This is a genomic window from Micromonospora sp. NPDC047793, assembly GCF_040642635.1.
In the GTDB taxonomy this organism is placed as follows: domain Bacteria; phylum Actinomycetota; class Actinomycetes; order Mycobacteriales; family Micromonosporaceae; genus Micromonospora.
In genome coordinates this window covers 48,492-72,348 of the sequence record NZ_JBEYSG010000019.1, presented here as the reverse complement: position 1 = coordinate 72,348, position 23,857 = coordinate 48,492, and the positions used below count along the sequence as shown (strand labels likewise).

The window sequence follows — 23,857 nt, the reverse complement described above, 5'->3', positions numbered from 1 at the left end:
ATGCCCCGCGCGCAGTCCCCGGTCAGCGTGGTCATCCCCACCCACAGCGAACACCGCCTTCCCCGGCTGGTCCGGGTGGTGCAGGCCGTCCGGGAGCAGAGCCCGCCGCCTGCGGAGATCATCGTGGTGGTCGACCACAACCCGCACCTGCACCGACTGGTCCGTCGGGAGTTGCCCGACGTGACGGTGCTGGATAACCGCCTGCCGCGCGGTGTCTCCGGTAACCGGAACACCGGGGCCCGTCATGCCGTCACCCCCGTGGTGGTCTTCCTCGACGACGACGTGATCGCGCAGCCCGGCTGGCTGGCCGGACTGTGCGAGCCGCTCGCCGACCCGGCCGTGGTCGGCACCGGCGGGGGCATCGCGCCGGACTGGGAGACCCTCCGGCCGACCTGGTTGCCCGACGAGTTCCTCTGGACGGTCGGCGTCTCCCGTACCGGTCCCTCGACCGGCACGGTGCGGGTACGCAATGTCTGGTCCGCCAGCATGGCCGTGCGCCGCGACGCCTTCGAGGCCGTCCAGGGTTTCCGTACCGACTTCGGCAAGGTGGGAGACCGTGCCCGGCCGGAGGACACGGAGTTCTGCCTGCGACTGACCCGGCACGCGGGCGGCCACTGGGTGCACGTGTCGGACGCCGTCGTCGTCCACCCGGTGCCGGCCGAGCGGGCCACGCTGCGTGCCTTCCTGCACCGCTGCGTGGCCGAGGGCCGGGGCAAGGTCGCGATGGCTCGGCTGCTCGACGGCGGTGCCTTCGGTGGCCGCGACCACTCCGGACCCAGCCTCGATGCCGAGCGCGGCTATCTGCTCCGGACACTGCCCCGGGCGGTACTGCGGGGTCTCGCCGGGTCGCTGGGCGGACGGGGTGCCCAGCCCGCTCTCCGGGCCGGGGCGGTCCTGCTCGGTGCGACCGCCGCCGGCGTCGGCGCCCTGGTGGAACTGGCCTCGCCGGCCGGTGCCCCGCCGGTGCCGCCGACACCGGTGGATCCAGACCGGATTGGAGCTGACCGATGAACACGCCAGTCTCGACGCCGGTCGCCGACACGGGCCGGCTGCCGGCCCTGGTACGCGATGTCGAGCTGACCGAGCCGCTGCCGGCGATCCCGGCGTACGGCCCGGACGGTCGGCGTGTCGAACGGGCCTGGCTGCTGGTCCGACGGCACACCGAGCCGATCGGCTCGCTCCTGCTCGCGGTACCCGAGGCCGGGCTGACCGGGGCCGACCTCGGGCGCGAGATCGGCGCCCGATGGGGTGGGCCGGTGCCCACCGACGGCTCCGCGTACCTGGCCGAACGCGCCGAGGTGCTGCGGGACGCACCGCACATCACCGTGGTCGTCTGCACCCGGGAACGTCCGCGCGGGTTGGCCCGCTGCCTGGACAGCCTCCTCCGCCAGGACTATCCCCGGTTCCAGGTCCTCGTGGTGGACAACGCCCCGAGCAGCACGGCCACCCGGGATGTGGTCGCCGAGGCCGCCCGTCGTGGGCCGGTGCGGTACGTCGTCGAACCGCGACCGGGACTGTCGCACGCCCGCAACCGCGCGGTCGCCGTCGCGCCCGGCGAGATCCTCGCCTGGATCGACGACGACGAGACGGCCGACCCATACTGGCTCGCCGAGCTGGGCCGGGCGCTGCTCGCACACCCCGAGGCGGACGTCGTCTCCGGTGCCATCGTCCCGGCCGAGCTGGAGACCGACGCCCAGCTGTGGTTCGAGGAGTTCGGCGGGCACAGCAAGGGGCGGGGGTTCACACCCCAGGTCTTCTCCCCGGCCACCGCGCACCTCCAGAGCCCGCTCTATCCGCTGCCACCGTTCGGCACCGGCGGGAACATGACCTTCCGGCCCGGTGCCGTGGAACGGATCGGCGGGTTCGACCCCGCTCTCGGCGCGGGCACGGTGGCGATGGGGTCGGAGGACACCCTGGCGCTGACCCAGGTGCTCCTGACCGGCGGCACGGTCGTGTACCACCCGGCTGCCCTGGTCCGGCACTACCACCGGCGTGACCTGGCCGGGTTGCGCCAGCAGATGGTCGGCTATGGCACCGGGCTGACCGCCGCGTACACCAGCCTCGTGCTCGCTCGGCCGGGGACGCTGCTGCCGCTGGCGCGGCTGGCGCCGACCGCCCTGCGTGACCTGCGTCGCGCGGACGGCCCGCGACTGGCCGGGATCGGTGCCGGGTTCCCGCGCGAACTGCTCGGTGCCAACCGGCGGGGCATGATCCGCGGCCCGCTGGCCTACCTGCGCGCCCGGTGGCGCGATCGCCGCTGGCGCCCGACCTCCTCGACGGCACCGGAAGGTCCTCCCCGATGAACGTTCTCCCGCCGACCACCGGCACCGGGCCGCCCGCGTGCCCGCCGGAGGTCGCCGAGCCGTCGGGTGGTGCCGGGGTCGCCCGTGGCGGCGCCGTCCCTGGGGTGGTGCCGTCCGGACGGCGGCCGTTGCTGGTCCGCACGGCGGTCGCGCTGATGTCCTCCACGGTGGCCAGCGCGGCGCTGGGCTTCCTGTTCTGGGTGGTGGCGGCGCGCTGGTTCCCCACCGAGGCGGTGGGCCGGGCCTCCGGCGTGGTCGCCTCGATGTCGCTGCTCGCCGGTCTCGCCCAGCTCAACCTGACCAGCCTCTACGCCCGCTTCCTGCCGGGCGCCGGCGCCCGTACCCGACGCCTGGTCCTGGTCGGGTACGGCGCGTCGGCGGCGATGTCCCTCGCGCTCGCGGTCGGTTTCCTGGCGCTCGGCCTGGGCAGCGGTCTGATCGGCGACCGGCCGGTCCACCGGCTGGTCTTCGTGGTAGCGGTGCTCGCCTCGGCGATCTTCTTCATCCAGGACGGGGTGCTGGCCGCGCTACGCCGTCCCGGCCTGGTGCCGGCCAAGAACATCGTCGCCTCCGGCGCGAAACTGGCGCTGCTGCCCCTGCTGCCCCTGCTGGCCGGGGTGGTCGCCGGTGACGGGGTGCTGCTGGCCTGGGTGCTGCCGATGCTCGTCACCATGCTGGTGACGAACTGGTGGATCCTGGCCCGGTTGACCCCCCGGGTGGGGACGGTTCCGCTGCCGGGCCGGGCCCGCCACGGGATGACCAGCTTCGCCTCGGCGGAGTACGTCACCGGTCTGGTCAACAACGCTGTGGCGTTCCTGCCGCCGGTGCTGGTCGCCCACGCGCTCGGCGCCACCGCCAGTGCCTACTTCTACGTGCCGTGGACGATCGGGGTGGCCGGGACCACCCTGCTGTGGAACGTGGTCATCTCGTTCGTGGTGGCCGCGTCGAGCGACGGCGCCGAGGCCCGGGTCCACGTCCGGCGGGCGCTCGTCCTGGTCGGACTGGTCGTCGGCGCGGGAGCCGTGACGCTCGGCGGTGCCGCCGGAGCGCTCCTCGCGCCGCTGGGTGGGCAGTACGCGGCGCACGGGGCGGACGCCCTGCGGCTGATCGGTCTCTCGCTGCCGTTCACCGGGGTGATCCTGCTCTACGCCGCCTTCGCGATCATGGAGAAGCGGATGTGGCGCATGGTGCTCGTCCAGTCCACCGCCGCCCTGCTCTTCCTCGGCGGCGGCTGGTACGGCCTGCCCCGGCTCGGCATCGTCGCACCCGCGGTGGCGCTGCTGCTGGCCCAGGCGGCGACCGCCCTGGTGCTGTTGCCGGGTCTGCGGCGACGCCTGCGAGCGGTGGTGGCACCGCAGCACCGTCCGGCCTGGGCCGTACTGCCGGAGACGGTCGCCGCACCTTTGGGAGGTTCCACATGAGCCGCCTCGCCACCCCGAGCCCGCCGATCCTGCGCCGGGCGGCGTCGGCCGCACCACGCACGGATGCCGGTCCGCTCCGCCACCAGCGGGCGCTGTCCTGGACGGGACTTCTGGTCGCGCTCGCCGTACCGGTGGGGATGGTGGCCGGTCAGCCGCTGCGCGCGCTGGCCGCGCTCGGCCTCGCCTGCCTCGGGCCGGGGGCCGCGCTCGTCGGTCTGCGCCGGGTCCGCCAGCCGCTGGCCGGCTGGGCGCTGGCGCTGCTGGTGAGCGTCTGCGGCTGGACGGCGACCGCGACCCTGGCCGCCTGGACCGGTCGGTGGTACCCGTCGGCGCTGGCCCTGGCGGGGGCCGCCGTGGTGGGGATCGTCTCGCTGGTCGGGCTCGTCCGGGCCGGGCGACGCCCCGCCCGGCCCTGGCGCGCCGGCTTCCGGCTGGCCACCGCCCCGGGCGTCCGGGCCGCGACGCACCCCGCCGTGCTCGCCACCGCTGTCGCCCTCTGGCTGGTGGCGCTCGCCGGTACGGACGTGACGCGGGTCGGGCAGTACGGTCTTCTGGCGACGGTCCATCCGGCCTTCTTCGGCGCGCTGGCGCTCTGCGTCGCCGGGTTCGCCGTCGGGCTCCTCGGCCCCGGGCGGCGTGTGCCCTCCCGTTCCCTCCCCGGGTACCTGGTGCTGCTCGTCCTGCTGTTACACGGCACCACGCCGCTCCTGCTCGACCAGCCCCAGTACGCCTGGACGTTCAAGCACCTCGGCGTTGTCGAGTTCATCCAGACCAGCGGGGGCGTCGGCGCGTCGGGCGACATCTACCAGCAGTGGCCTGCCCTCTTCGCGGCCACCGCCCAGCTCGCCGACGTCTCCGGGGTCGGCGTGACCGCGCTGGCCGACTGGTCGGCGGTCTTCTTCAACCTCGCGGGCGCGTTGGTGCTTCTCGCCGTCGCCGGCACGCTCCACGCCGACCGGCGGGTGGGCTACCTGACCGTCTTCGGGTTCCTCTGCATCAACTGGATCGAGGAGGACTACCTCTCCCCTCAGGCGTTGGCGTTCCTGCTCAGCCTCGGTGCCCTGCTGGTGGTGCTCCGCTGGCTGCGCCGCCCGGTCCCCGACCGGCCGGCAGCGGCCCCCGGAGAGCGTCCCGGCACGGCGACCGCCGGTGGGCGGGTCCGGGTGACGGCGATCGCCGGCCTCCTCGGCGTCTTCGCCGTGCTCACCGCCGGGCACCAACTCTCGCCGTACCTGCTGCTGGCGCAGATCACCGCGCTGGTGCTGCTCCGCCAGGTCCGGCCGGGGTGGCTGCCGCTGCCGCTGGCCGCGATGCTGCTGGCCTACCTCGCACCGAGGTACGGCATGGTCAGCGGCTCCTTCTCCATCTTCGACGGCCTCAACCTCTTCGCCAACGCCTCCGGCAACGCCGACGGCTGGGGCTCGGACGGGCAGGCGTTCTCGGCGATCGTGGTGCGGGTGCTCGCTCTCGCCGTCTGGACGGGGGCCGCGCTGGCCACGTGGTACGGATGGCGCCGTTCCCACCCGGTGACCGTGCCAGCGGTGCTGGCCGCAGCCCCGTTCCTGCTGCTCGCCGCACAGAACTACGGCGGTGAGGCGATCTACCGGGTCTTCCTCTTCTCCGCGCCGTGGTGCGCGTACCTGATCGCCGCCGCGCTGCTGGCACCGCGCGACCACGCGGGCCGACCCGGGTCGGCCCGTACAGGCCGGGTACCGGTCGCTGCGGCGGCGGTCCTGGCCGCCGTGCTCGGGGTCGCCGCGCTCGCCACCATGCAGGGCCGGCACGGTCAGCTCATGGTCGACCGGCAGAGCACGGCCGAGGTGCGTGCCGCGCGTCATCTCTACGCCACCGCCGCCCCCGGTTCGACGATCGCCACCGTCTCCTCGAACTTTCCGGGTCGGCTCAGCGCCGACTACGGTGAGTTCAACCGGAGTGTCGCCGTCGGCGAACCGGATCTCGTCGAGGGAGCCGGCCTGCGGCACGCCCTGCTCGGCCCGGAACATGTCCCGCAGATCGAGGAGTACCTGCGCGGCTTCGCCGGGACCGAGACCTACCTGGTGGTCAGCGACGGAATGCGCCGGCAGGTCGCCTATTTCGGGCACCTGCCCGACGGCGCGGTGGATCGGCTCGCCCAGGCGCTCGACGCCGCGCCCGGGTGGTCGGTCGCCCACCGGGATGACGGGGTGGTGGTCTACCGGCTCACCGGATGACCGCTGAACAGCGGCGTCCCGGTCAGGTCGGCGCGTAGATGGTCACCCAGTCGATCGTCAGGTCGACCCGGGCCGGTGTGGTCGCGTCCGGGCACGCCTCCCAGGTGTGCCCGCAGTACCACGCCTGACTCTGCAGCGCGAGCGCCATCGGCTCGCGGGGAACGCCGTCGCCGGTGATGGTGGTCCAGGGCACACCGTCGAGGGTGAAGACGAGCCGCCCGGGGGTCCACTCCAGACCGGCGGTGTGCCACTGGGTGAAGTCACCGGCGACGCTGCGCTCGACCGGCTGCCCCTGCGGCGGGTGCAGGACGCCGTACATCCGGCGGCGGTCGCGCCCGTTGTCCTCGGCGATGTCGATCTCCGGCGGGTACTGGTTGTCGGCCGGCCAGAGCAACAGGGCGTAGGCGATACCGGTGCCCTGGTCCATCCGGAAGCGGATGTCGTACCGGCCGTAGCTGCGGCTGACAGCGTGCCGGTTCGACACGCCTCCGGTCACGTACAGGTCACCCCGGGCGGGCTCGCGCCAGCCGCCGATGGTCAGCAGGCCGTCGGCGACCATGACGTGGGACGGATCGAACCACCCGCCCGGGTCGCCGTCCGGCTGACCCTCGTACGCGAACCAGTCGCTGCTGAGTGCCGTGCCGGAGAAGTCATCGGCGAAGATCTGCCGCCAGCCCGGAAGATCGCCCCGGGGCATCGGCACACCCGAGGAGCCGACCTGGCCCGGTAGCTGTCCGCTGCCGGGGCCGGGGGTGCCACCGGGCACCGGGTGCGACGGATGTGGCGTGCTCTTCCGGCCGGACCGGTGGTTGCTCAACGGATCGATCACCACGACGAACCCGACCGTAGCCACCGTGGCGAGCACCGCCAGCCCGGTCCACCAGGGTCCGAAACCTGGCCGTGCGAGCCGGGACTGCGCCGGAACCGGGTCGTCGGGCCGGCGTACGAGGCGACGCCACCACGACCGGGCCCGGCCCATCGCCGCTCTCCTCAGGTCAGCCGCCAGCCAGCACGGGCGGCGAGCCGCCGGGTCAGCCGCCATGCGGGTTGCGCCAGACGTCGCACCTCGGGACCGATCGTCGGGCCGTGACCTCGGACCAGCGTCAGCAGGTCCGCCCCGGTCAGATCGGGGGTGGGCTGCAGCCGGGGTATGGCCATGCGACTGTCGCCGGCCCCGGTGGCGGAACGCGTGTTGGCCATCGGACGGTAGCGCCGCCGGCCGACCTCGCAGGCGTTGTCGTGCCCGTAGGCCCGGACCAGTTCCTGTACCTGCGGGTTGTGGTAGCCGTGCGGGTAACAGAACGAGCGGATCGGACGGGAGAGCTCCTGCTCCAGTCGGTCCCGACTGTCCCGGATCTCCTGTTCGAGCCGGCCCCGAGGCAGTACGTCGAGCGGGTGGTGGATCAGGCCGTGGTTGCCGATCTCCACGCCGGCCTCTGCGACATCCCGCAACTGTTCCCAGGTCAGCAGCGGACCGAACGCGTCCGCCTGCCGCCCGAGCCAGTCCGCGTTGCCCCCGAGGCTGCCGACGGCGGGGTAGAGGGTGGCCGACGCGCCGGCCGCCGTCAGAGCGGGGAGACCGGCCGTGAGGAAGTTGGCGTACCCGTCGTCGAAGGTCAGCGCCACCTGTGGGGTGTCCGATTGGCCCGCCGCGAGGGAGTCCAGGGCCGCGCTCAGGCCGACCAGACGGTAGCCGGCGTCCGACAGCGTCGCCAGGTGGTCGGTAAGCCGTCGCGGTTCGACAGCGAGCGACCGGAGTCGGCCGCCGTCGAGCCGGGAGATCGAGTGGTACATCAGTACGGACATCGGAGTGGGGTTGCCGAGCCGCTCCTCCGTCATGCCCTCGCCAGCCCGCACCGCCATACGCTCACCATAGCGGGCATATCGCCTTGTTTTGGCTGCTTGGCGCGCTCACCGGTCGCGCTGTCGTGGCCGACGTGAGGACGGCGCATCGCCACGGTCGAGAGCGTCACCCCCTCCGCTGCCCCTCGGACGACCCGCCCTGTCGGGTAGCAGACCCCGGGTGTCACGCTGGCTCGCGCGACCACCATCGTGGATTTTTGGCTGGAGGGGGGCGAGATGACACCTGCGCCGGACGACAAGCAGGTCGCACGAGGCACCTGGGGCGGGCGGCAGGCACGCCGGCGGCGGGCGCCCGACCACACGTCGTACGACTTCTCGCCGGTCGACAAACGTCCGCCGGGTTCGGCGGCGAGCGATGCCGTCGACGCCCAGCTCCAGTTCGAGGCAGACCGGCGTAGCGGGCTGCACCCCGCCCTGGTCATGGCAAAGCAGGCCGCCCGTCTGGTCGAGGGGCGGCGACGGGAACGGGCTCGGCAGCAGCAGACTCCGCAGTGGAGCGTGGATCCGGTGCGGGAGTCCGCCCGACGGTTCTTGAACGAGGTGGCCCGCTACTGCTTCGACCAGGGCCGGTGGTGCTCGGACACCGAGGCGGAGCTGATCGCCGTGAGCGAGGACTTCACCGATCCGATACGCCGGATGGGGCAGACGCGGGACCGCATGGGCCAACTCGGTTCCCGGGTCCGCCAGGCCACGGCCGTGGAGGTCGGCAGCGAGGTCCAGCACGCCGCCCAGGCGATCGCGAACCTGGTGAAGACCCATTTCCGGGCCGTGCCGCCGCAGGCGGACCTGCCTGTCGTCGAGCTTCGGCTCACCAACCAGCAGCGGCGGGCGGCTCTCGTCGCCATCGGCAAGGAAAGCGATCGTCATCTGGAGTCGTGGTACGCCTTCGTCTGCTCCTCTCCCCCGCCGGGCGACACCGGGACCCAGCTACGACACATCGTGGAGTTGCTGCCCGTGACGGCGGAGGTCGAGCGGTGGCGCGCGGGTCGGGAGCGTTGCGGCATGCTGGTCGCCACCGATGACACCACGCGGGCGACCGTGGTGCCGGCGACCCAGGAGCTGAAAGCCGCGATCACCGCGTTCGAGGAGGCGGTGTACCGGGCCTGCGTCCGGTCTGGGCCGGCGGGTTAACCAAGCCGGCCTAACCGACCGTACTGGCGCGACGCCTGGCAGCGATACCGCAACCGCCAGCGGCTGCCCGCGCAGATCCTGGTCGGCGACGACGACGTCCAGCTGCGGCAATGGAACATGTGCGCCCAGCGCGTTTCCCCAAGATCGTTTCTAGCGGGCTCTGGTCACGAAGCGGGCAATCAACGCTCCGAGCGAGGCAGGGCGTCTTCGGTCATTGCTCTGTGCAGAAGGTGCGAAAGTCGGAGGAAAGTATGATATCCGACAAGACCTGGGGATTCACCGCTCATAGGCTTTGACCAGGGAATTCATCCCCGCACCGCCGCCGCTAGGGCGCCGGATTCCGCCGAGGAGTCCGTCGGTGCCTCTGATCAAGGAAGTGCCTCTCATGCACCGTACGCTTTTCCGTGGGCTGCTTTGCGCCGCCACGATGGTGGTCACCACCGTCGGGGTCACCTCGACACCGGTCAGCGCCGCCCCAACGAGCCACAGCACCGCAGAAGGCAGCCCGTCTCACGGCCTACCGTCGTTGCGTACCGGCACCTGCACGCTGCTGTGGGACCTACTGAACGCGGGCGGGCGCAACGGGCTCGTCGCCGTCGGCCTCACCGCCGATCAGCAGCTGATCAAATTCGCCGTCAATAGCCCTGCCCTGGCCTGCACCATCGGCTCGGTCGACCTACCCGGTAGCGAAGCACTCATCGGCATCGACTTCCGCGTTCAGGACGGCAACCTCTACGGCGTCGGCAACACCGGCGGCGTCTACGCACTGAGCACCCGCACCGCCGTAGCTACGAAGGTCAGTCAACTGACCGTCGCACTGAACGGCACGTCGTTCGGCGTCGATTTCAACCCCGCTGCCGACCGACTCCGAGTCATCAGCGACACCGGCCAGAACCTGCGCCACAACATCAACCCCGGCGGTACGACCGTCGTTGACGGCCCCCTCACCTACCCGCCCGCCACCGCCGCCATCGGTGTCACCGGGGCCGCCTACACCAACAATGACCTCAACCCCGCCACTGCCACGACCCTGTTCGACATCGACACCACCCTGGACCAGGTCGCGCTGCAATCCCCCGCGAACTCCGGGCAACTGGCCGCCACCGGCTCACTCGGAGTCAACGCGGCGCTACAAGCAGGCTTCGACATCCACAGCGCTCTGCGTGGCGATCGCGCCGTGGCCAACAACGCCTACGCCGTGCTCAACGGCGCCGCCGGCAGCCGGGTGTACCGAGTCGACCTACTGACCGGCGAAGCTCACACGACGGGCAGCTTCAGCGGTCGTGTGGTTCTTGATCTCGCCTTGCTCCTGCGGCAGTGACCGCCTCTGCTCGTTCGACACCGTCGAAGGTCGGCAACCTTCCGAGCGAAACCTTCCACAAAGGGCAGACCCGCAGGGGTGTTTGTGACACTCGCGGAGTTTCCGCAGGCCAGGGCACCAGAACCGCTCCCGGTGGAACGGCCACCGGCTCTACAACATGACCCGACCCCAATGGGGACGTCGCGCCTCCACCACCGATGACCTGAACCGGGCGATGAGCAGGATCCGACGGCTGGCCTACACGATCCTCGCCGACGCTCTGATACCGATCGACCACGTGTACGACCAGAAGCCCTCCTACTCCAGAAGACACCGACGACACGGCATTGGTGTGCAAGTCATCGCCGACTTGGCCGACGCGAACGTGATGACCTTCGCCGACACGGCGCACCAAGGCGCCGACGGTTCAGTCCACACCTTTCTTCCCAAACGCCATCGCTATCGCCCGCTTCACTGCAGGGCAGTTAGACTGATAGACGAATGGCGATGAGACGCCGGCCGCAGGAGGAACTACGTGCCACAAGTCGACGTAGGCGAGACCGACGATCGGGACCCCGTCCCCGCACATGCGGTCCTGGCCGGCTGGCACATCCTGGTGATTGCCGCCTACATCGTCCTGCTCAGTCAGCAGTCTCACGAACGAGTACGCTATGACTACTCACCACGGGAAGAGATGTTGATCTTCGCATTTCCCGCTGGGGCGATGCTACTTCTCGTCACACTGCTCGCCGGCTTGATCCTGCTCCAGAGCCTTCCGAAAAGGGGTCGGATCAACTGGCCCGTCATTCGCGGGACTGTCGCCGCCACACCGGTGCTGCTGTTGGTGGCGGCAATCATCCACGCCGTGCCACGCTGAGGGACAAGGCACACCGGGATGCGGGAGCTGCGCGCCCAGGACAGCCGGTGGTCAAGCTAGCTCAGTCCGAGCGCCAGGGCGGTGAACAGGGCGGCGAGCCAGCCCCATCCGGGGATGATGATGGCGCGTTGGACGAGGCCGAGGCGCGGTGACACCTCGTCCCACGCCCTGCCGAACCGGCTGAATCCGAAGAACAGGGCGAGGGCGAAACAGGCCGAGGTGATTCTCCAGGATGCCCCGGGCAGCGTGAACGCGCCGACAGCCGCGGAGAGGGGAAGGGACAGGAAGACAACGGCACCGGCGAGATCGTGGAGTCGGTGCTGGGCGCTGTGCCCCTCGGGTATCCCTGCTGGAGCGTCCGGCGGATATCCGAGCATCGGATCCATCCGGAACACCCCGGACGCGACGATGCCGAGCCCAAAGACCGTCAGGACCACACCGACCGGGACGCCCGGCCCCTCGACGACCACCCCGAGTGCCCCTACCGTGATCGCGGAGCCAGAGACGAGGAAGTTCGCCGTTTGGATCCAGCCTCGCCCGCCGAGCGCCAAGGCGCTGACCGGGTGGCGTACTGGTGCATAGTGCGGCCGGCTCCAACCGTCGATGAGGAACACCAACACGAACAGCACCGCACCGGCGCCGCCCACCCAGAAGACCACGTGACTCTTCTTCCTACCAGCGCGTCGGACTCTCCGAAGTCTCAGTACATCGCGCGGCTGCCGGCCACCACAGTGCCGATGGTCACGGAGCCCGCAGCAGACAAGACCAGTACTCTGCGCGCTGCCGAACGTGCGCCCTGGTGTTCGGGGTTACTCGCTCACCGACCACCCCTACGGTCCGATCCATCATCTGAGGCACGAGATTCAACGGCGACGGCGACTGTCAATGCGATTTGGCAAGCAACCGAGTTCGACGCCGGGCTCTGGCTCGGCGGTGGCTCACGGCATCGCCGGTCGGCCCAGCGCCGCCTCGACGATCCGCATCGCCTCGGTACGGTCGATGCCGACGCTGGAGATCACCGCCGCGTATTCGCGGGCGGCCTGGTGCGCCTGCTCCAGGGCCTGCTCGCCGGCGGCGGAGACGAACGATCCGGCCCGTCCACGGGTCTCGATCAACCCGGCCTCCTCCAACTCCCGGTAAGCCCGACCGACGGTATTCACGGCAAGGCCGAGGTCGGCCGCAAGCCGACGGATCGTCGGCAGTCTCGTACCGACAGCGAGCGAGCGTTCCTGGATCTGCCGCGCGAGCTGGGCCCGGAGCTGTTCGTACGGCGGCGTCGGCGAGCCCGCGTCGATGACGATCATCGGGCGGCCAGGGCCCGCCGTGCTGCCGTCCCGACACCTGCGGTCCGCATCTGGATCATGCCGAACGCGATCACTCCCGCCACGACGAGCACCAGGGCGGCGGCGTTCCACCAGCCGAGCGACTCCCCGTACAGGAAGATGGGCGGCAGTGACCACACCAGGCTGGGTGTGGCGAGGGCACGGGCGTCCTCGACGCGCATGATGACGTCGGCCGTGAGTGACGCCTCGTCCTCTGCCACGGCCGGGCTGACCAGCACCTGGCGCAGTTGCAGGACGGTCCCGGCGCCGGCCCCGGCGAGGCCGATCAGGACGACGATCGCCCCGTACCGCAGGCCGAGGTCCGACATCGGCAGTACGCTCACCGCCAGCAGCAGTGCGGCGGTGAAGGTGGCGGCGGTGTAGATGGCGTGTGACCGGCCCAGCACCGCCGGCCAGCCGAGCTCGACCGGGTGGGCCACCCGCTGGGGAAGCTGGGCGCCCGCCCGCCTGTCGACCCGCCGTACCCACCAGCCGATCAGCCACTGCCCCACCAGCAGCCCGACGGCCAACGCCATCAGTGCCAGCAACGGTGGCCAGGAGAACGCCGGGTCGGCGAGCCGCCCCGCAGCGTGCGTGACCGCCGCACCGATGAGGAACCCGGCCAACAGGACGCTGTCGGCCAGTTTGGCGTGCCGGCGGGCCTCCAGCCGTGTCGCGATCAGTGGGGTCGGCTCGACATCGGTCAGGCCGTGCCGGGCCAGCCACCGCCTCGCCTCCGGGACATCTGCCTGGCGCATGCCACCACCTCCGAATGTCGTAAGTCATGTCTCAACAGGATGCGTCATAGCATGCGACAAAGTCAAGGGCGGCGGTTGCCTCCCGGCGCCGCTGGCGGGGTCCCGGGACCCCGCCAGCATCGGGCCCGCGCCCGCTGACACCACCACCGATCTAGATTGATCAAGTGACGAAGTGCGGCGGGAGCAGCACTCCCGCCGCACCTGGCCCCGGGTGGACTGGCGTTCATCACCGGTGGCGATGCAGGGCCACCCACCCTGCTGCACGTCAATTCGAGACACGGTCACCGCGGGTGCGTGGGCTGGGCGGTCCGGGAAACTGACTGCGGGTGGCGGCGGGATCCGCCGAGCACCCGCACCTGCTGACCCACCTCAGGCGGCCCTTCGGGCGGCCGCGAGTCTGGCACGTCGCAGCGAACCGCAGGACAAGAACGAGGCGTTCCTCCGCGCCGACGGGGCGATCATGCGCGATCCTGACTTCTCCGCAGAGCCAGATGGTCACGCGGTGGCGGGGGCTTGTTCGCAGAGATGCGCCTAGCTGCTGGAATACACGTGTATTACACTCCGCCCTGTGCCCTATGAGTGGGAAGAATGGGCGTTGCAGGCCCTGGCGGATATTCAGCCCCACGAAGTCCGTCAAGTCCTGGAGGCGAAGCAGCGGTGGCCGCGCCCCGGCGCTGATGCCGCTGGGTTGCGGGTGCTGACCGTGTGGGCGCGCACCCGCGCCGGCCGGCCCCTGATCGTGGCTGTCCACCACGGTGACGGCTTCACCTGGAAGATCATCGGCGCACGAGACCTGAGCGACGCCGAACGTGCCGACTTCACCCGATGGGAGCAGACGCAATGAGCGACAACCAACACCTGCCGCGCACCCCCGAAGAGGCCGCCGCCCTGATGAACGACCTCACCTTCGACCCAGCGCCAGCCACTGCGGAACAGGAGGCCGAACTACTTGCCTCCCTCCCACCAGAAGGCGCCGAGGTCATGGTCGTGCGGTCCCTACGCATGCCCACCGACCTCGATGACGCCGTCACCGTGGCCGCGAAGGACGCCGGCGTCACCAAGACCGCCTGGATCCGCCAGGCCATCGAGATCGTGCTGACCATGCAGTCCGACGACGATCAGCCCATCTCCCGCGCCGACGCCCTACGAGCCCTGACTCTGCTCCGCCCGGTACGCCGCGCCGCTTGATCAGGGTGAACGTGAGCCCCGCCATGTCCTCAAAGCGTGGATTTAGCCGCGATGTGTCGGGAGAGGTGGGGTCGGGTCGTGGTGGAGAACCGCAAGGACCCGGGGCCGCCCCCGGCGCCGTAGGCGGGGCCCCGGTCGTAGTACAACTCGGAGCACGGGCCGGCCGGGCCGGGGATGCCCATCGACCAGTAGTTGTCCGCCTTGCCGCGACGCACGATCCGCTCGAGGGGCATGCCGGTGGCCAGCCACAGGTCGTACGCCTCGTCGTCGTCCAGATAGACCGTCGCCCAGATCCGCTCCGGGTCCAACCCGAAACCGCCCTGCTCCACCGGGGTGGTCGACAGGTCCCAGGCGAGGCGGACCGCGTCGGCCTTGAAGTAGTCGCCGAAGGAGAAGTTGCCGTTCATCTGGAAGAACGTGCCGTGCCGGCTGGTCTTGCCGACCTCGTCGATGTCCGGCGTCCGGATGCACTTCTGCACCGACACCGCCGTCCGGTACGGCGCAGCCCGCTGACCGAGGAAGTACGGGACGAACTGCACCATGCCGGCGTTGATGAACAGCAGGTTCGGATCCGAGATCGCGGGCAACGGCGCCGAGGGCACCACCGTGTGCCCGTTGGCCTCGAAATGCGCCAGGAAGCGCCGTTTGATCTCCGCCGTCCGCACCAACTCCCCCTTATTGCCACAGTTATGCAACTACATGCTAGTGGCAGCAGAGCGAGCCTGTTTCTGATACCCCACGGCCGACCACCCCGCCCAGGTACTGCCGGCCCGGCGCGCACGATGCGGCGCGGCAGTCGGCAGGGTGGTCGCCTCCGATCGGTTGTCGCCGGCACACCTGGTGCCGGCGACACCGACCGGAGGAACACCGCGGTCAGTTGTCGGGTGGCGTGGCGGTGGCGGCGACGAGCAGGGACAGCTCACGGACGAGGTCGTCCAGGGACTGGCCGCTCTGCGCGCGGAGCAGTCCGAGGCTCAGGTCCGCCAGGAGGTAGAAACCGAGGGTCTTGGCCTGTTCGGAGCCGAACGCCGACATGAGTTCCTCGGCGCCGTCGAGGTCACCGCGGTGCTTGGCCGCGATGACCCCGGCGGCGCGTTGCACCAGCTCCGCCGCGGCCGGGGTGAGGCCGGTCACGCCGCTCAGATCTTCGGCGTGGCGGCGCGGGCGGCGTCGAAGCGGGCGATCACGTCCGACCAGTTCACCAGGTTCCACAGCCGGTCCACGTAGTCCGGCCGCACATTCTTGTACTGCAGGTAGTAGGCGTGCTCCCAGGCGTCGAACACCAGCAGCGGCGTCGATCCCTGACCGACGTTGCCGTGGTGGTCGTAGACCTGCTCCACGATCAGCCGCTGCCCGAGCGGCTCCCAGGCCAGCACGCCCCACCCGGAGCCCTGCACGCCCTTGGTGGCGGCGGAGAGTTGTCCGGCGAACGCGTCGAACGAACCGAAGTGCTCCTCGATCGCGGCAGCCAGCTCACCGTCGGGGCGGTCACCGCCGTCCGGGGAGAGGTTGCCCCAGAAGATCGAGTGCAGCACGTGACCGGACAGGTTGAACGCGAACGTCTTCTCCAATCCGACCAGGGTCGAGAAGTCGCCCTTGGCGCGAGCCTCGGCGAGCTGCTCCAGACCGTCGTTGGCGCCCTTGACATACGTGGCGTGGTGCTTGTCGTGGTGTAGCTCCAGGATCTGCCCCGACATCGCCGGCTCCAGAGCGCCGTAGTCGTAGGGCAGATCCGGCAGGGTGTAGACCGCCATGAGAACTCCTCCAGGGTTGCTGCCAAGATGATGCTCTTGCCACTATCTTGCAATAGAATCGACGATCGCGCGGCGAGGAGGGGCGGTTGACCACATCGGAGACCGACCGAGTGACCGCCGCCGTGCGGCGACTACGCCGTGCCGGCCTGCGGAACACCGCTGCTCGACGAGGAGTGCTCGACCAACTCGCCCACGCGGTCGGTGGCCGCGGGCACCTCACCGTGACCGAGCTGCACCACGCGCTGCTCGTCCGTGGTGTGGCCGTGGAACTGTCGACGGTGCACCGGGTGCTGCGGCAACTGGTCGAGCTGGGCATCGCCCACACCGTGCCGGTCGGCCGGACGACCACGTTCGGGCTCGCCGACGACGCGCACCACCACGCCGTCTGCGGCACCTGCGGCGACATGCGGCAGTTGCCGGCCGAGACGGTCGAAGCCAGCCTGGCCGCCGCACGCGCCGTCGGGATCGACCCGGATCCGCCCGGACAGCCCAGTGGTGTCGTCGTCTACGGGCGGTGCGCGGGGTGCCGGACAGCGCCCCGATAAGGGCCCAACCCGTCGGCGTACGGGCGGCACCGGCGACGGTGGGTCCACCGCGCCCGTCCCGTGCCCGCGGCGCCGGCACGGGCAACCGCAGCGGGCTGGCCGACAGCTACCGACTGGCCCTTCGGGCGGCGGCACTGGCCAACGCGCGGCTCGACGATCTCACCGACGCGCGGACGCTGCTGGCGCAGCATCCCCCACTTCCCGCCGTCGTGGATGCCGACCTGCAGAGGCTGCAGGAGGTCGGACATCGCCTGCGTCAGGTGTTCCAGAGCGTGACGGCAGGCGGTGAGCAGCAGGCGGCGGACGAAATCAACGCCCTGCTGACCCGGTATCGGGTCCGACCGATGATCTCCGGCACCTCGGCGGTCGACTGGCACATGCACGTCGCCACACCCGGCACACCGCGCTCGGTCGAGTACGTCGCCGCCGCCGTGTGGGGACTCGCCGTCTGGCTGTGTGAACGTGGCATCGACCGGCTCGGCGTCTGCGCGGACCCAGAGCGCCCGACCGCCTTCCTCGACGACAGCAGAAACCGGTGCCGCCGGTTCTGCTCCGACCGGTGCGCCACCCGCCACCACGTCCGCGCCCACCGTGCCAGACGCCGCGCCACCCGACCCTGACCACCGCCCGGAGCACCTCGGCCGGCCGGCGGGACCACCACGAGACAGCCCTTACTGCAAACTCTTGGCAATTGCATATGATAGGTGGCTGTGCAGACTTCGACCGGCACTCCGCGCCCCATCACCCGCTACGGCACCCCCGTACTGCACCGGCGCTGCGCCGAGGTGACCGACTTCGACGACGCCCTCGCCCACCTCGTCGCTGACATGTTCGCCAGCATGTACGCCGCCCACGGCGTCGGTCTGGCCGCCAACCAGATCGGCGTCGACGCGCGGATCTTCGTCGTCGACTGCCCCGACGCCACCGGCGCCCACACCGTCGCCACCGTCGTCAACCCGGTCCTGCACCTGCCCGAGCACCGCGACCTGGTGACCGACACCGAAGGCTGCCTCTCCGTCCCCGGCCAGCACGCCGAACTGGCCCGCTGCGCCACCGCCACCGTCACCGGCTACGACGTCCACGGCCACGAGATCCGGCTGGACGGCACCGGCACCCTCGCCCGCTGCTTCCAACACGAAGTCGACCACCTCGACGGCCTCACCTACGTCGACCGACTCCCCACCAAACTCCGCAAACGCATCCTGGCCGCCAGCGCCGAACACCCCGGCGTCGGTGCGGGCACCGACCAGGACGACTTACCGATGCCGATCGTCCTGGGCATCGAAACCTCCTGCGACGAAACCGGGCGTCGGCATCGTCGCCGACGGCGTCCTACTCGGCGACGCCCTCGCCACCAGCATGGACGAACACGCCCGCTTCGGCGGCGTCGTCCCCGAGATCGCCGCCCGCGCCCACCTGCACGCCGTCACCCCCATGGTCCGCCACGCCCTCGACCGCGCCGGCATCGGCTTCGCCGACATCGACGCCGTCGCCGCCACCGCCGGCCCCGGCCTCGCCACCGCCGTCCAGGTCGGCCTCGCCGCCGGCAAGGCCTACGCCCTCAGCCTCGGCGTCCCCCTCTACGGCGTGCACCACCTCGCCGGCCACGCCGCCGTCGACGTCCTCGAACACGGTCCACTCCCTGACCGCTGCGTCGCACTCATCGTCTCCGGTGGGCACACCTCCCTGCTCCTCCTCGGCGACCTCGCCCGGGATCCCGTCGTCCACCTCGGCGACACCGCCGACGACGCCGCCGGAGAAGCCTTCGACAAAGTCGCCCGCCTACTCGGCCTGCCCTACCCCGGCGGACCCGCCATCGACCGCACCGCCCGCGACGGCAACCCCACCGCGATCGCCTTCCCCCGACCGATGACCGGCCCGACCGACCCGCCCTACCGGTTCTCCTTCTCCGGCCTCAAAACCGCCGTCGCCCGCTGGGTCAAGAGACACGGCGACCGGGCCCTGCCCGTGGCCGACGTAGCGGCGTCGTTCCAGGAAGCCGTCGCGGACACCGTCACCCGCAAGGCCCTGGCCGCCTGCCGCGACCACCAGGCCGACACCCTGCTGCTCGTCGGCGGCGTCGCCGCCAACAGCCGAGTACGCGCCCTCGCCGAGCGACGCTGCGCCGCCGCCGGAGTACGGCTACGCGTACCGTCACCACGACTCTGCACCGACAACGGCGCCATGATCGCCGCCGTCGGCGACCTCCTCGTCCGCGCCGACATCACACCCGACCGCCTCGACCTCGGCGCCGACCCGTCCGCCGCCCTGCACGGCGCGCTCCTGCAGGGCCTTCGCCCCTGAATAGGCAGCGGCGCCCATACCGGGGGCCTGTGCCGCTCGGCCAGTCTCGACAAGTTCGATACGCCCAGACCCGTGGGCAGGACCCATGTGGCAGCCATCCGCCCCGGTCGGCGAGCCGAGCATCACGCGTGCGGAGGGACAACGCACCCGTCATTTAACGACGATCGTCCGCCTTCGTTTCAGGAAGCCGCTCTCAAGGCGCGGCGCACACCCCCTAACCATCCTAGGAGGATCCCGGTCACTGCCACTTCCCCGCTACAGCCACTCGATCGAAGCCGTGGTACGGCAAGAGGCCCGAGGACACGCATGCCTACCGACCTCGATGACGCCGTCACCGTGGCCGCCAAGGACGCCGGCGTCACCAAGACCGCCTGGATCCTCCAGGCCATCGAGATCGTGCTGACCATGCAGTCCGACGACGACCAGCCCATCTCCCGCGCCAACGCCCTACGAGCCCTGACTCTGCTCCGCTCGGTACGCCGCGCCGCTTGATCAGCGTGAACGTGAGCCCCGCCAATTGCTCGCATTTGGGCTGTCAGCATGCAGTCGCAGCGACGATCGCCAGGAGGCGGTTCTGTACGGCGAGGTGCATTTGCTCACCGGCGTTGTTGAGGAGGTCCAGGGCTTCCTGACAGTGGGCGTGGGCGATGCGGTGTTCTCCCGTGGCGACCAGGGCTTCGGCAAGGACGACGAGTGCCCGCGCCTCACGTAGGGGGTCGGCCAGTCCTTCGCTGACTGCTCGGGCAAGGGTGGCCTCGGACAGACAGTGGCGGTGTTGTCCCAGGTGAAGTCGGGCTTCTGCGGCGGCAACGAGTGCGTCGCAACGGATGACATCGTCGTTGACGCGATGGTGCAGCTCCAGTGCGACCTGGGCGTGCGAGAGAGCGTCGTCGGGCTGTCCGGCCTGAGCGTCCAGTTCGGCGAGTCGTACGTGGTTGAGGCTCTGACCGCGCAGCGATCCGACCTGCTCGCAGATGGTGAGCGCTTCGTGGTAGTAGCGGCGGGCCTGGTCGGGTGCGTTGAGTTGTCGATGGGCATCGGCCAGGCGGGAGAGGGTCGAGGCCGCCCCGGCGGGGTTGTCGGCCGTCCGGCATGCGGCCAGCACCTGGTGGAAGACGTCGATGGCGGTCGTCAGGTGGCCCGTGCGGAGGTGGACCGACGCGAGGTTGTGCAGGCAGGCCAGCTCGATTTCGGCGAGGCCGTTCTCGGCGGCCAGATTCCGGGCTCGGGTGAACAGGACGGCTGCATGCTGATAGTCGTGGCTGGCGAAGTAGACGGCTCCGAGGTTGGCGAGGGTGCCGGCGCAGCCGGGTAGGTGGGCGTCGGCGGTGGCGGCGTCGAGGGCGAGGTTCAGCATGTCCCGCAGGTCGTCCTGTGGGCCGGAGCGGTCGTAGACCTCGTGGAGGGTGTCGACGATCTGCCATGCGTGGCGGGGGAAACCCTCCCGGTTGGCGGCACGGATCACGCTGGGCAAGTTCGTGCGTTCCGCTTCGCACCAGCGCAGGGCGTCTGCCTCCGACTGGAGTTCGAGTGGGCGGACCATGGTGGCTTCGGGCAGGTCAGGTACAACCGGGCGGTGTGGTTCCAACCACCGGACGGCAGCGACGGCGGTGAGCAGGTACCAGTCGAGCAGACGGTGCAGGGCGGCATGTCGCTCCTCGGGCAGTCCCTCGACGCGCTCGCGATCGGTGGCGTATCGATGCAGGAGGTCGTGCATCCGGTATCGGCCCACAGCGTCGTGGTGGATCAGGTGCGCACGGGCCAGCCGGTCGAGAGCCCGTCCGGTCGCGTTCGGGTCCGCCGCCAGCAGCACGGATGCTGCCTCGACTGCGACGGTCGTGCCGGGGAATAGGCCTAGTCTGCGGAAGAGTCGGGCGGGTAGCGGCGCGAGCGCATTGACCGACCAGGCGAAGACGGTACCCACGGTGAGTTCCCGACTGTCGTCGCCGTCGATGTCGAGCAGTCGGTCCCCCAGTTCCTCGGCGAGATCGCCGAGGGGGGTGCCGGGCTGGGAGGCGACGTGTTCGCCGATGATCCGCAGGGCGATCGGTAGTCCGCCGGAGAGCTGTGCCAGCCTGTGCGCCGCGGCGGGTTCGGCATCGGCGCGGTGGGATCCGATGATGCGGGTGAGGAGGCTGTGCCGGTCGGCGTGTGGCAGCGGTGGGATGGTCAGGCTGCGGACGCCGTGTCGGACGCTGAGGCCGCTGAGCCGGTTGCGGCTGATCACGATCATGAGGCTGGTCGACGACCGGGGTATGAGGTGTTGTGCCTGGTCGGAGTCGAGGACGTTGTCGAGGACCACGAGTGTCCGACGGTCGCCCAGGAGGCGGTGGTACAGCGTGCTGCGGTGGACGGGATCGGTGGGGATGCGTTCGGTGGGTACCCCGAGGCCGGCGAGGAAGCGTCGCATGGCGTCGTCCGGATGCACCGGTGAGACCTGGCTGTGCGCTTCGGCGTTGAGGTAGAGCTGACCGTCGGGGAACCAGTCGCGGCGGTGGTGGCCCCAGCGCGTGGCGAAGGCGGTCTTTCCCACTCCGGGCATGCCGGTCAGGGCGATGACGTTCGGGGTGCCGCTGTCGGTGGCGAGTGCGTCCAGTTCGGACAGGAGCTCGGTGTGTCCGGTGAAGTCCGGCACGTCATAGGGCAGTTGTTGTGGTGCGGATGCCGTCTGGTCTGCGCTGGCTCGGGGGGCGGGAGGCGGGCTTGCGTTGGGCGGGATATCCAGGAAATTCAGGTGCGGGTCGATCCGCATCCGGCGTCGGTAGCGACGCCGAAAGGCGGCGACGTATTCGCGCGCGTCGTGGATACGGCCGACGCTATGCAGGGCAGTTGCCTGCAAGCGGGCGAGCGTCTCGTCGTACGGGTTGTCCGCGATGAGGGGTTCGAGCCGGGTCAGCGCGCGATCGTGGTGGCCGGTGGCCAATTCACTTCCCGCAAGCAACTTTTCTGCACCTAGCAGTTGCTCCCGCATATCGCGCCGAAGGTGTTCGCTGCGGGCGCCCCGGAGTTCGGCGAGTGGGTTCGTGCGCCACAGTTGAAGCGCAGTGGCGAGCAGAGCGGTGCAGCGGTCGTGTTGGTCGAGGTTGGCTGCGTGGCGCGCATGGGTGACGAGTCGGCGGAACCGGTGGTAGTCGACCTGGGTCGGTGCGACGTCCAGACGGTAGGCGTTGCTGCCCGGCACTCGGGTCAGAGTCTCGGGTAGGCCGGCACTTCGCAGTGCGGTACGTAGGCGGCTGATGAGTGTGTACAACAGGGTGCGGCAGGAGTCGGGGTCACGACCCGGCCATAGAAGTTCCACGATTGTTGTCACTTGTACGGGCTCGCCGGCGTGGTAGAGAAGGGCGGCGAGCAGGCCGCGTTGTTTCGCGGTGCCGAGTGGGATTGATCGTCCGTCGACCCGGAGTTCCGTTGGTCCGAGAATCGCGAACTCCATCGACTCCACCCCCGACAGTGTTTATCGACCACTGGCGATCTTTATTCTGTTCCACGCAGCGAGAGACGCCAACCCCACCGCTCAGAGTCTGAAATCGGACATCCATGTGCCAGCCCGATGCAAGCCGGCTGCATGGTGACGCGCAACCTGATCCGCACGGTGCTCTCCGACGCTGGTTTCCTCGGGCTGCACGACACGGGGAGGAAGCAATGACGTCGCGGGAATGGTTAACCACCCCCATCGGAATCGACGCCGGCACGTGGGTCACCCGGGTGGGGTGCCGCACGGTACTTGCGGTGGCACACACGATCGCCAGCTGCCACCGGTTGCTCGACGTGGTCGACTACGTCGAGGAGGACTTCCGGGTGCAGGTGGTCTTCACTGTGGCACCGGATGTGTTCAACCAGCAGGTCACCGGACACCTGGAGCGGCTCGGCGCACTGGTCCTGCCCTGGGAGCAGGCGGTTCGGGAGCGGTTCGACCTCGGCATCGCCGCTTCCTGGGGTGGATTGCATCAGCTGCACACACCTTTACTGGTGACGGCGCACGGCGCCGGCCGCAGCAAGACGGTCCGGCCTGGGCCGAACGGGGGACCACCTCTCGCGTCACCTGCGGTCTATGGTCTCGACGCGCAACGGCTGACTCACGGCGGGCGGGTGCTGCCCACCGCTCTCGCCCTGTCCCATGACCACGAGTTGGAGGTGTTACGCCGTCAGTGTCCGGAGGCACTGGAGGTCGCGACGGTCGTCGGTGATCCGTGTTTCGACCGTCTCGTCGCCAGCCTTCCGCACCGTCCGGACTACCGGCGCGGCATGGGTGTCGAGGACCACCAGGACCTGGTGCTGGTCTCCTCCACCTGGGGCCCGGACGGCTTGTTCGGACACGTGCCCGACCTGTTGCCGCTGCTGATGGCCCAACTGCCGCCGGACCGGTACCGGGTGGCCGCGCTCCTGCATCCGGCGGTCTGGGACGCACACGGGCACCGCCAGGTCAGGGCATGGCTGCGGTCCTGCCGCGAGGCAGGGCTCCTCCTGCCCGACCCGACCCAGGACTGGCGCGCCCTGGTCGTCGCCGCCGATCGCGTCATCGGGGACCACGGCTCGGTCACCGCCTACGCCGCAGCTGTCGGGCGCCCGATCCTGTTGCTACCCGCCCTGCGCGCGACACCCGCCGCCGGCACGCCACAGCACCTGGTCATCGCCGAGGCCACGCATCTCGATCCCGGTCAGGCCTTGCTCCCTCAACTCGCGGCGGCCCGCGAACTGGACCGGGAGGCGGTGAGGGCCGCGCTGACCGGCCACCCCGAGCAGGCCGGCCGGCTGCTGCGTCGGGCCATCTATCAGCTTCTCGGCCTCACCGAACCCGGACGGCACCGACGTGCCACCCCTGTGTCTGCGCCGCGCTTGTCGGGTCAGGAGGTCAGGCCGTGACGTGTTGGCCGGAGCCCG

At 70.4% G+C, this 23,857-nt stretch carries 21 protein-coding genes and 5 pseudogenes; 16 read left to right on the top strand and 10 right to left on the bottom strand.

Translation table 11 applies throughout. From position 1 onward, the window contains the following. The 4 genes from ABZ738_RS27700 to ABZ738_RS27685 are packed head-to-tail and all read left to right on the top strand — an operon-like array spanning nt 1 to nt 5,934. The gene (locus tag ABZ738_RS27700) at nt 1–1,011 is read left to right on the top strand and encodes a glycosyltransferase (protein WP_357217902.1); all 1,011 of its coding nucleotides are present in this window, start codon (nt 1–3) and stop codon (nt 1,009–1,011) included. Continuing rightward, nucleotides 1,008–2,303 (top strand): glycosyltransferase family 2 protein, encoded by a 1,296-nt coding sequence (locus ABZ738_RS27695; protein ID WP_131057841.1) that lies wholly within the window; start codon nt 1,008–1,010, stop codon nt 2,301–2,303. The genes ABZ738_RS27700 and ABZ738_RS27695 overlap by 4 nt, the downstream gene beginning before the upstream one ends. Continuing rightward, complete coding sequence (locus ABZ738_RS27690; protein WP_357217900.1) at nt 2,300–3,724, top strand: hypothetical protein; 1,425 nt, start codon at nt 2,300–2,302, stop codon at nt 3,722–3,724. Before ABZ738_RS27695 ends, ABZ738_RS27690 begins: the two co-directional genes overlap by 4 nt. Continuing rightward, nucleotides 3,721–5,934, top strand: coding sequence for a hypothetical protein (locus ABZ738_RS27685; RefSeq protein WP_357217898.1), 2,214 nt, complete (start codon nt 3,721–3,723; stop codon nt 5,932–5,934). Before ABZ738_RS27690 ends, ABZ738_RS27685 begins: the two co-directional genes overlap by 4 nt. 22 nt (nt 5,935–5,956) lie before the next feature. Here the strand turns inward: ABZ738_RS27685 and ABZ738_RS27680 are convergent, their stop codons facing one another. Then, complete coding sequence (locus tag ABZ738_RS27680) at nt 5,957–6,913, bottom strand: glycoside hydrolase family 16 protein (protein WP_357217895.1); 957 nt, start codon at nt 6,911–6,913, stop codon at nt 5,957–5,959. Nucleotides 6,914–6,924: 11 nt separating this feature from the next. After that, nucleotides 6,925–7,797 carry a polysaccharide deacetylase family protein gene (locus ABZ738_RS27675; protein ID WP_357217892.1) on the bottom strand — a complete coding sequence of 291 codons (873 nt, stop codon included), beginning with the start codon at nt 7,795–7,797 and terminating at the stop codon, nt 6,925–6,927. A 216-nt stretch (nt 7,798–8,013) separates the two neighbouring features. Between ABZ738_RS27675 and ABZ738_RS27670 the strand changes: the two genes are divergently transcribed. From ABZ738_RS27670 to ABZ738_RS27655, 4 genes and pseudogenes are all read left to right on the top strand, one after another. Beyond that, nucleotides 8,014–8,928 carry a hypothetical protein gene (locus ABZ738_RS27670; protein WP_357217889.1) on the top strand — a complete coding sequence of 305 codons (915 nt, stop codon included), beginning with the start codon at nt 8,014–8,016 and terminating at the stop codon, nt 8,926–8,928. 358 nt (nt 8,929–9,286) lie between these two features. Beyond that, on the top strand, nt 9,287–10,249 hold the full coding sequence (locus ABZ738_RS27665; RefSeq protein ID WP_357217886.1) for a DUF4394 domain-containing protein: 963 nt from the start codon (nt 9,287–9,289) through the stop codon (nt 10,247–10,249). A 196-nt stretch (nt 10,250–10,445) separates the two neighbouring features. Further along, nucleotides 10,446–10,697, top strand: a pseudogene (locus ABZ738_RS27660) (IS5/IS1182 family transposase); the annotation flags it as partial. A gap of 66 nt (nt 10,698–10,763) precedes the next feature. Further along, the gene (locus ABZ738_RS27655; RefSeq protein WP_131052193.1) at nt 10,764–11,105 is read left to right on the top strand and encodes a hypothetical protein; all 342 of its coding nucleotides are present in this window, start codon (nt 10,764–10,766) and stop codon (nt 11,103–11,105) included. A 56-nt stretch (nt 11,106–11,161) separates the two neighbouring features. On the opposite strand, the gene ABZ738_RS27650 is transcribed toward ABZ738_RS27655, so the two are convergent. From ABZ738_RS27650 to ABZ738_RS27640, 3 genes are all read right to left on the bottom strand, one after another. Further along, nucleotides 11,162–11,764 carry a DUF998 domain-containing protein gene (locus ABZ738_RS27650; protein ID WP_176093391.1) on the bottom strand — a complete coding sequence of 201 codons (603 nt, stop codon included), beginning with the start codon at nt 11,762–11,764 and terminating at the stop codon, nt 11,162–11,164. Between the two features lie 279 nt (nt 11,765–12,043). Next, nucleotides 12,044–12,409, bottom strand: coding sequence for a GntR family transcriptional regulator (locus tag ABZ738_RS27645; RefSeq protein ID WP_357217881.1), 366 nt, complete (start codon nt 12,407–12,409; stop codon nt 12,044–12,046). Then, on the bottom strand, nt 12,406–13,185 hold the full coding sequence (locus tag ABZ738_RS27640) for a hypothetical protein (RefSeq protein WP_357217878.1): 780 nt from the start codon (nt 13,183–13,185) through the stop codon (nt 12,406–12,408). The genes ABZ738_RS27645 and ABZ738_RS27640 overlap by 4 nt, the downstream gene beginning before the upstream one ends. A 568-nt stretch (nt 13,186–13,753) precedes the next feature. Here ABZ738_RS27640 and ABZ738_RS27635 point away from each other — a divergent pair. Then, the gene (locus ABZ738_RS27635; RefSeq protein WP_357217875.1) at nt 13,754–14,029 is read left to right on the top strand and encodes a hypothetical protein; all 276 of its coding nucleotides are present in this window, start codon (nt 13,754–13,756) and stop codon (nt 14,027–14,029) included. After that, nucleotides 14,026–14,373: a hypothetical protein gene (locus ABZ738_RS27630; RefSeq protein ID WP_357217872.1), complete on the top strand. Its 348-nt coding sequence runs from the start codon at nt 14,026–14,028 to the stop codon at nt 14,371–14,373. Before ABZ738_RS27635 ends, ABZ738_RS27630 begins: the two co-directional genes overlap by 4 nt. 101 nt (nt 14,374–14,474) lie before the next feature. Here ABZ738_RS27630 and ABZ738_RS27625 read toward each other — a convergent pair. From ABZ738_RS27625 to ABZ738_RS27615, 3 genes and pseudogenes are all read right to left on the bottom strand, one after another. Next, nucleotides 14,475–15,038: pseudogene (locus tag ABZ738_RS27625) on the bottom strand (alanine--tRNA ligase-related protein); the annotation flags it as partial. 208 nt (nt 15,039–15,246) lie between these two features. Continuing rightward, the gene (locus tag ABZ738_RS27620) at nt 15,247–15,507 is read right to left on the bottom strand and encodes a superoxide dismutase (protein WP_357217869.1); all 261 of its coding nucleotides are present in this window, start codon (nt 15,505–15,507) and stop codon (nt 15,247–15,249) included. 5 nt (nt 15,508–15,512) lie between these two features. Next, nucleotides 15,513–16,127, bottom strand: a complete 615-nt coding sequence (locus ABZ738_RS27615) for a superoxide dismutase (RefSeq protein ID WP_357217866.1) — start codon at nt 16,125–16,127, stop codon at nt 15,513–15,515. A gap of 86 nt (nt 16,128–16,213) precedes the next feature. Between ABZ738_RS27615 and ABZ738_RS27610 the strand changes: the two genes are divergently transcribed. From ABZ738_RS27610 to ABZ738_RS27590, 5 genes and pseudogenes are all read left to right on the top strand, one after another. Then, nucleotides 16,214–16,672: a transcriptional repressor gene (locus ABZ738_RS27610; protein WP_357217863.1), complete on the top strand. Its 459-nt coding sequence runs from the start codon at nt 16,214–16,216 to the stop codon at nt 16,670–16,672. After that, entirely contained in the window at nt 16,651–17,292 is a 642-nt protein-coding gene (locus tag ABZ738_RS27605) for a CGNR zinc finger domain-containing protein (RefSeq protein WP_357217860.1), read from the top strand. Before ABZ738_RS27610 ends, ABZ738_RS27605 begins: the two co-directional genes overlap by 22 nt. 84 nt (nt 17,293–17,376) lie before the next feature. Next, nucleotides 17,377–17,820, top strand: a pseudogene (gene def, locus ABZ738_RS27600) (peptide deformylase); the annotation flags it as partial. A gap of 114 nt (nt 17,821–17,934) precedes the next feature. After that, a pseudogene (tsaD, locus tag ABZ738_RS27595) lies at nt 17,935–18,976 on the top strand (tRNA (adenosine(37)-N6)-threonylcarbamoyltransferase complex transferase subunit TsaD). A gap of 306 nt (nt 18,977–19,282) precedes the next feature. Then, nucleotides 19,283–19,468: a hypothetical protein gene (locus ABZ738_RS27590; RefSeq protein WP_357217857.1), complete on the top strand. Its 186-nt coding sequence runs from the start codon at nt 19,283–19,285 to the stop codon at nt 19,466–19,468. Between the two features lie 43 nt (nt 19,469–19,511). Here ABZ738_RS27590 and ABZ738_RS27585 read toward each other — a convergent pair whose 3' ends face one another. Next, nucleotides 19,512–22,157 carry a BTAD domain-containing putative transcriptional regulator gene (locus ABZ738_RS27585; protein WP_357218020.1) on the bottom strand — a complete coding sequence of 882 codons (2,646 nt, stop codon included), beginning with the start codon at nt 22,155–22,157 and terminating at the stop codon, nt 19,512–19,514. A gap of 3 nt (nt 22,158–22,160) precedes the next feature. After that, a pseudogene (locus ABZ738_RS27580) lies at nt 22,161–22,409 on the bottom strand (winged helix-turn-helix domain-containing protein); the annotation flags it as partial. A 296-nt stretch (nt 22,410–22,705) separates the two neighbouring features. On the opposite strand from ABZ738_RS27580, the gene ABZ738_RS27575 reads away from it, so the two are divergent. Further along, entirely contained in the window at nt 22,706–23,839 is a 1,134-nt protein-coding gene (locus ABZ738_RS27575) for a hypothetical protein (protein WP_357217854.1), read from the top strand. The last annotated feature ends 18 nt before the right edge of the window (nt 23,840–23,857 follow it).

What these genes read in the sequence shown, in the direction of transcription:
- ABZ738_RS27685 (WP_357217898.1), top strand. Translation starts at nt 3,721, where the DNA reads ATGAGCCGCCTCGCCACCCCGAGCCCGCCGATCCTGCGCCGGGCGGCG.
- ABZ738_RS27675 (WP_357217892.1), bottom strand. Translation starts at nt 7,797, where the DNA reads ATGGCGGTGCGGGCTGGCGAGGGCATGACGGAGGAGCGGCTCGGCAAC.
- ABZ738_RS27640 (WP_357217878.1), bottom strand. Translation starts at nt 13,185, where the DNA reads ATGCGCCAGGCAGATGTCCCGGAGGCGAGGCGGTGGCTGGCCCGGCAC.
- ABZ738_RS27645 (WP_357217881.1), bottom strand. Translation starts at nt 12,409, where the DNA reads ATGATCGTCATCGACGCGGGCTCGCCGACGCCGCCGTACGAACAGCTC.
- ABZ738_RS27680 (WP_357217895.1), bottom strand. Translation starts at nt 6,913, where the DNA reads ATGGGCCGGGCCCGGTCGTGGTGGCGTCGCCTCGTACGCCGGCCCGAC.
- ABZ738_RS27615 (WP_357217866.1), bottom strand. Translation starts at nt 16,127, where the DNA reads ATGGCGGTCTACACCCTGCCGGATCTGCCCTACGACTACGGCGCTCTG.
- ABZ738_RS27690 (WP_357217900.1), top strand. Translation starts at nt 2,300, where the DNA reads ATGAACGTTCTCCCGCCGACCACCGGCACCGGGCCGCCCGCGTGCCCG.
- ABZ738_RS27630 (WP_357217872.1), top strand. Translation starts at nt 14,026, where the DNA reads ATGAGCGACAACCAACACCTGCCGCGCACCCCCGAAGAGGCCGCCGCC.
- ABZ738_RS27670 (WP_357217889.1), top strand. Translation starts at nt 8,014, where the DNA reads ATGACACCTGCGCCGGACGACAAGCAGGTCGCACGAGGCACCTGGGGC.
- ABZ738_RS27700 (WP_357217902.1), top strand. Translation starts at nt 1, where the DNA reads ATGCCCCGCGCGCAGTCCCCGGTCAGCGTGGTCATCCCCACCCACAGC.
- ABZ738_RS27695 (WP_131057841.1), top strand. Translation starts at nt 1,008, where the DNA reads ATGAACACGCCAGTCTCGACGCCGGTCGCCGACACGGGCCGGCTGCCG.
- ABZ738_RS27590 (WP_357217857.1), top strand. Translation starts at nt 19,283, where the DNA reads ATGCCTACCGACCTCGATGACGCCGTCACCGTGGCCGCCAAGGACGCC.